The following is a 5,656-nucleotide window of genomic DNA, read 5'->3' on the forward strand; positions in this document are numbered from 1 at the left end:
AGGGTATCGCGCCCGATCACCGCACCGGCTTCGTAAATCGCACCGTCGGTGCCTGCGCCGCCGTCGATTCGGTCGGCAGCCGAGGAACCGGTAAAGGTCTCGTTCTCTCCGTTGCCGTAGACGAAGACTGCGCCGTTCGCGGGGCTATTCGTGAATGTGTTGCTGTTCAGAAGCGCGGCGAGATCGACAATGGCTCCTGCTGCACCCATGCCCACCTGCTCGAGCACGCTCCCGTCAAAGGTGTTGCTCTGAATCGTTACGCCGTTCGGCCCATCGCTGGAGATGCCGACATAGTTTCCGGAGTACACGTTCCCCGTCACCGTGCCGGTGGCACCTGGATTGAGATAGGTGCCTGTCGCCCAGCCGGTCATCTGATTGTCCGTGACCGCGAGATCGGCAACTCCTCCAATGGCTGTGACCACGCCACGGAAGCCGTCGCCGTCGACTGTTCCCGTGCGCACAAGAAGGCTGTTGGTGACGGTAGCGCCGTTGCCTTGGACGAAGACACCTGCGTTTTCGCCGAGAGAACCACCGTCGACAATTTTCAGTCCATCGAGCGTGACGCCATCGGCGAGAATGTGAATTCCACCTTCGATGATCGATTCCGCGCCGCGTTCGTCGCTTGCACCCCCAATGCCGGAATTGGCGCCGAGAATGGTGACGTCCTTGTTGACGACAACCGTCTCCGTATAGATGCCTTCGCTGACGATGATCGTATCACCAGGCTCCGACTCTGTGAGTGCATCCCCAACTGTCTTGAAAGGAGATTCAACCGTACCAGCACCAAGCCCTGTCGCCAAAGCATCAACGTAGATATTCGCCATAATATTACACAATTCCTCTCGAGGGGGTTCTCAGCCTTCTCTATTGCTGACCGTCGAGAGGCACATCCCCCATCTGGGATAGATTTCCGTTGAGTAACCACAAAGTATGATAGGGAGACGTAGCCAAACATTTTATCAGGCCAGTGAGACGCAGAGACCTCAAATGCCCTTTCCTGACAGTCGCGAACATATCATCGAGGGAATTTATAAATCTGTGCAGAATCCAAATCTTTGGCGCACGGTATTTCACGAAATAAGTCTTCATTTCAAAGCCGAGGGCGCGGCTTTCATTTCGCCGTCCAGTGAACCTATGAGGCTCCTGTGGTCCGAGGGCATTGACGGGCTTGCGTCGGAATATGTCCGAGAGGACTGGCACGACAGAAACGATCGCCTCAAACGCATCGTGAGCCGGTCCGCCTCGCGCACAAATCTTTTCACCGAGCGGCATATTTTTGATGAGACGGAGATGATCAACAATCCATTCAATTCGGATTTTATTCGAAGGAATGGTTTTGGACCGTTTGCCGGCGCGATGCTCTATCCGAGTTCATCCACCCCGGTTGTTTTTTCGATCGAAAGAAAAGCTGGTCGTCCGGAGTTCGACGCAACCGAACTGGCCGGCATACGGTCAATCCTTCCTCATCTCCAACGCGCTCTTTTTCTCGCGGATACGATGAACGGCGCGCACGCGTCGGGAATGCTGGACGCGCTGGAACGTATCGGCGCGGCTGCCATTCTCCTGGCTGCCTCGGGGAAGGTTTTGGACCTCAATAGCAAGCGCGAAGCCTTTTTGACGATGCCTTCGCCATAGAGGGCGGGATGTTGCGCGCTCGGGCAACGGATTCCAGACCCCGGCTCAAGCATTTGATTGCGCATCTTTTGGGCCCGAAGATCGCGGGCGGTGGGACCCCGGCCCTGGCAGTGAGAATCGCGCGTGACTGCAAACCGCCGCTCCTCGTCCAGGGCGCGCCGCTCGCAGCTTCCCCCAACGAGTTTTTTCAGAGCGCGCGCGCAGTCCTGCTGATTTCCGATCCCGCCGAGAAAAAACTGCCCGACCCCAATTTGTTGCAGCAGATCCTGGGCCTTACGGCCGCCGAATCGCGCGTCGCTGTAGCTCTGGCAGAGGGGAATGACACGACGGTCATCGGGGAGTCCTTGCGGATCAAGCCCGAAACCGTCCGCCTCCATATCAAGCGGCTGTTGCAAAAAACCGGAACGTCCAGACAGGTCGAACTCGTTTCCACGCTGAAGGATTTTTCCTACACGATTGAGGATGAGTAGGAGCCGGCGCGTTTACCAAGGTCGAGCTTCTGAGGGAGAGAGTCAGCTTGGGGCGAAATCGCGGCGCTGCCGGTCATCGCCTTCAATTCGAAACAAGCTGACATTCCCCTCGAACTCTCGATTGCACCTTTCGACGTCTGGCACCCGATTGGAAATGCCGATCGCGGAGACCGATAGATCAACGCAGTCTTATTTTCCTAGCGTTGACGACGCCGGCGCATTCGCCCACAAGAACCCGCCCCCTGGCGCGGGGGGAGATCGCGCGCCGTTGACCAGATTCACGCGGCGATGCTTTTCAACTCATTCATTTTTCTGTTCGGGTTCTTGCCCCTCGCGCTCCTCGGCCACTGGCTCGTGGAACGTTTCCGGCCGGGTTTGCGACTGCCGCTGCTGGTTCTGCTGTCGTTCGCGTTCTACGGCTATTGGGACTGGCGCTTCCTGCCGCTCCTGGCGCTTTCGATTCTCGTCAACTGGATCGTGGCGCAAAGCTTCATCCGCACTGGCCGCAATGTCCTGATTCCGCTGGCGATCGGCGCGAATCTGGCGGTGCTGGCGGTCTTCAAGTATTTCAATTTCTTCGCCGACCTGGCGAACCTCGTTCCCGGGCTGACAGCGCCCCATTACGACATTGCGCTGCCCCTGGGCATCTCGTTCTTCACCTTCCACCACATCATGTATTTGACGGATCTGAAGGCCGGGAAGGCGCCGCGCTACGATCTGGTGCGCTATTCGCTCTACATCGCGTTCTTCCCACAGGTTCTCGCGGGTCCGCTGGTGCGGTGGAGCGAGATCATGCACCAGCTCGACGAGCGGCCCTATCTGCGGCCCGACGCGGCCGAGCGATTCGCGCGGGGGCTCATGCTGCTGGTCTGCGGCCTCGCCAAGAAGGTCTTCATCGGCGACCAGCTGGCCCAATACGTCAACCCGGTCTTCCAGGCGGCCGAAGCCGGCAAGGCGATCGCGGTCGGGGAGGCGTGGCAGGCGACGCTCGGCTTCACGTTCCAGATCTATTTCGACTTCTCGGGCTATACGGACATGGCGCTCGGGCTCGCGCTCCTGTTCGGCATCGTCCTGCCGCAGAACTTCGACACGCCCTATCGCTCGGTCTCGCTACAGGATTTCTGGCGGCGCTGGCACATGACGCTGTCGCGGTTCCTGCGGGATTATCTCTACATCGCCATGGGCGGGAACCGGAGAGGGCTCGCCCTCCAGGTCGGGGCTCTCTTCGCCACCATGACGCTGGGAGGCCTCTGGCACGGCGCCGGCTTGACCTTCGTCGCCTGGGGCGCGGCCCACGGCATCGTCCTCGGCCTCGGCCTGCTCTGGCGGCGGGCCGGGTGGTCGATGCCGAGCCTCGTGGGCTGGTTCCTCACCCTCCTCTTCGTGATGTTCACATGGGTGCTCTTCCGCGCCACGAGCTTCGAGGCGGCCTTGCGGGTCTATCAGGGTCTCGTGGGGCTCGGAGCAGAGGGCCTTGCCTTCAAGTGGCGGGCGATCGCGCTGGCGGCCGCCGTGGCGGTGATCGGCCCGACCGCATGGACGTTCGTTCACAGGATGCCGCCGCGACGCTGGATCGCGCTCGCCTTCGCGGTGCTCTTCGTAATCGTGGTGTTCAAGATCGGCGACGATGCGAATTATGAATTCATCTATTTCCAGTTCTGACGCTTCGGGTTGGAAGCGGTTCGCGGTCACGCTCGTCTCGGGCGCCGCGTTGCTTCTCGTGTCGGTCGTCGCCTTCGCGTATGCGGTGGATCCCTATGACACCGGTCGTTCGACCCTGCTCGCAAAGCCAGGCGTGCGTCCGCAGGGGCCCTGGAGCGCCGCGGCGAGCCGGGGGAGGGATCAGGCTTTTGATGCGGCGATCACGGGGAACTCGCACATCCAATTGCTGTCGCCGGAGCGTCTCAAGGCGTCGACCGGGCTTGCCTTCGTCCAGCTCTCGACCCCCGGCGGCTGGCCCAGGGAGCAGTTCGCGGTTCTGAACTGGTACCTCCGGCACCGCCGGCAGGCCGCAAAGGCCCTCGTCGTGAGCGCCGATCTGACCTGGTGCTCGTCAGACCCGTCGGCAGCTGCGACGAATCCGTTCCCGCTGTGGCTGTATTCCGAGAGTCCGCTGGAATATCTACGGGGTCTGCTGCGCTATGGCACTCTCGAGGAGGCGGGTCTGCGCGTGGCCTATGCGTTCGACCCCAAGGCCGAACGCGCGCGTCCGGATGGCTATTGGGATTACGACCCGAGATTGGCCCGCAATCAGGCGAGAAATCCCGAACTGAGACGCCCGCTCGAGGCAAGACCCTTCGCCAATGCGCCAAGGCTCGAACAGGATCCCGCGGAAGGGACCTACCTTTTCCCGGCTGCCGACAGGCTGCGCGACGTCGCGGCTGGGCTTCCGGACGACACGGCCCTTATCGTGGTCCATCCCCCGCGCTACACGCATGCTCTCCCGCCGCCCCAGACGGAGGCAGCCTATCGGGATGCGGCCTGCAAGGCGGCCATTGCCGAGGCGGTCCGGAGCCATGACAGGTCGGCTATCATCGACTGGCGCGTCCAGCGGCCGGAGACTCAGGATCCGGAGCTGTTCTTCGATGCGGGCCATTACCGCCAGCCCCTGGCGCATTTGATCGAGGCGGATATCGCCAGGGCTCTCGCCGACCTCAGGTGACGGAAGGCGGGCGCCGGGATGAGGGGCTGCGGCGCCCCGCCGCGGAGGAGGGTGCGACCCTCTGCCTCCTATTAGACAAAACGGTGAGCCCGAACGCCGTTGTGGCCAACCTCGCGAGTGTATATAGGGGCGCGACAGTACATCGGGATAAAACGGCCCACATGACGAATATTGATATCGCCGAGGGTTATCGACCGACCGAAGCCGAGCCGTTCATGAACGAGCGGCAGAGGGAATATTTCAGGCGCAAGCTTCTCCGTTGGAAGGGCGACATTCTGAAGGAGGCCCAGGAAACCCTGGCCACCCTTCAGAACGAGAACGAGAATCACCCGGATCTGGCGGACCGGGCCTCGTCTGAAACCGACCGGGCCATCGAACTCCGCGCCCGCGACCGGCAGCGCAAACTGATCGCCAAGATCGACGCCGCCATCGCGCGGATCGACGACGGCAGCTACGGCTATTGCGAGGAAACCGGGGAACCGATCTCGCTGAAGCGGCTGGAAGCCCGCCCCATCGCCACGTTGTCGCTCGAAGCGCAGGAGCGCCATGAGCGGAACGAGCGGGTCTACCGGGACGATTGATCGCCCCCCAACGGCAAACATGAAAAAGGGCTCCGACGAGGAGCCCTTTTTTTGTTCCAGATGGTGGGGCGTCAGCCCTTCCTGCCGGTATCCAGCGGGCGGCCCAAGAGGCGGGCGAATTCCGCCTCGATCTCTTCCACCGAGAAGGGATCGGCGACCTTTTCGGGTGCCGGAGGCGCCGGCCGGATCTCCGCGGGAGGCGCGGGCTCGATCGGCCCATCAGCCTCTTCGGTCGACGCAACGACGATTTCCTCGGTGACTTCCTCGGTCAGGATGACGGGCGTCCCGACTTCAGGTTGGGTGCCGGG

The 5,656-nt window shown here is 61.7% G+C and carries 6 protein-coding genes and 1 pseudogene; 5 read left to right on the forward strand and 2 right to left on the reverse strand.

What is annotated here, in order from left to right:
- A partial coding sequence (locus AC1DVM_RS22215) for a right-handed parallel beta-helix repeat-containing protein (RefSeq protein WP_477258161.1) occupies positions 1-824 on the reverse strand: 824 nt, incomplete at its 3' end.
- Positions 825-987: 163 nt separating this feature from the next.
- On the opposite strand from AC1DVM_RS22215, the gene AC1DVM_RS22220 reads away from it, so the two are divergent.
- The 5 genes from AC1DVM_RS22220 (at position 988) to dksA (ending at position 5,348) form a co-directional block, all read left to right on the forward strand.
- Positions 988-1,635 carry a hypothetical protein gene (locus tag AC1DVM_RS22220; protein ID WP_477258163.1) on the forward strand — a complete coding sequence of 216 codons (648 nt, stop codon included), beginning with the start codon at positions 988-990 and terminating at the stop codon, positions 1,633-1,635.
- 8 nt (positions 1,636-1,643) lie between these two features.
- On the forward strand, positions 1,644-2,105 hold the full coding sequence (locus AC1DVM_RS22225; protein WP_477258164.1) for a helix-turn-helix transcriptional regulator: 462 nt from the start codon (positions 1,644-1,646) through the stop codon (positions 2,103-2,105).
- Between the two features lie 288 nt (positions 2,106-2,393).
- Positions 2,394-3,767, forward strand: coding sequence for an MBOAT family O-acyltransferase (locus AC1DVM_RS22230; RefSeq protein ID WP_477258166.1), 1,374 nt, complete (start codon positions 2,394-2,396; stop codon positions 3,765-3,767).
- Positions 3,742-4,767, forward strand: coding sequence for a hypothetical protein (locus AC1DVM_RS22235; RefSeq protein ID WP_477258168.1), 1,026 nt, complete (start codon positions 3,742-3,744; stop codon positions 4,765-4,767). Before AC1DVM_RS22230 ends, AC1DVM_RS22235 begins: the two co-directional genes overlap by 26 nt.
- 161 nt (positions 4,768-4,928) lie before the next feature.
- Positions 4,929-5,348 (forward strand): RNA polymerase-binding protein DksA, encoded by a 420-nt coding sequence (gene dksA, locus AC1DVM_RS22240; protein ID WP_477258170.1) that lies wholly within the window; start codon positions 4,929-4,931, stop codon positions 5,346-5,348.
- Positions 5,349-5,419: 71 nt separating this feature from the next.
- Here the strand turns inward: dksA and AC1DVM_RS22245 are convergent.
- Positions 5,420-5,656, reverse strand: a pseudogene (locus tag AC1DVM_RS22245) (hypothetical protein); the annotation flags it as partial.

Source organism: Microvirga sp. P4_A5, assembly GCF_056402495.1.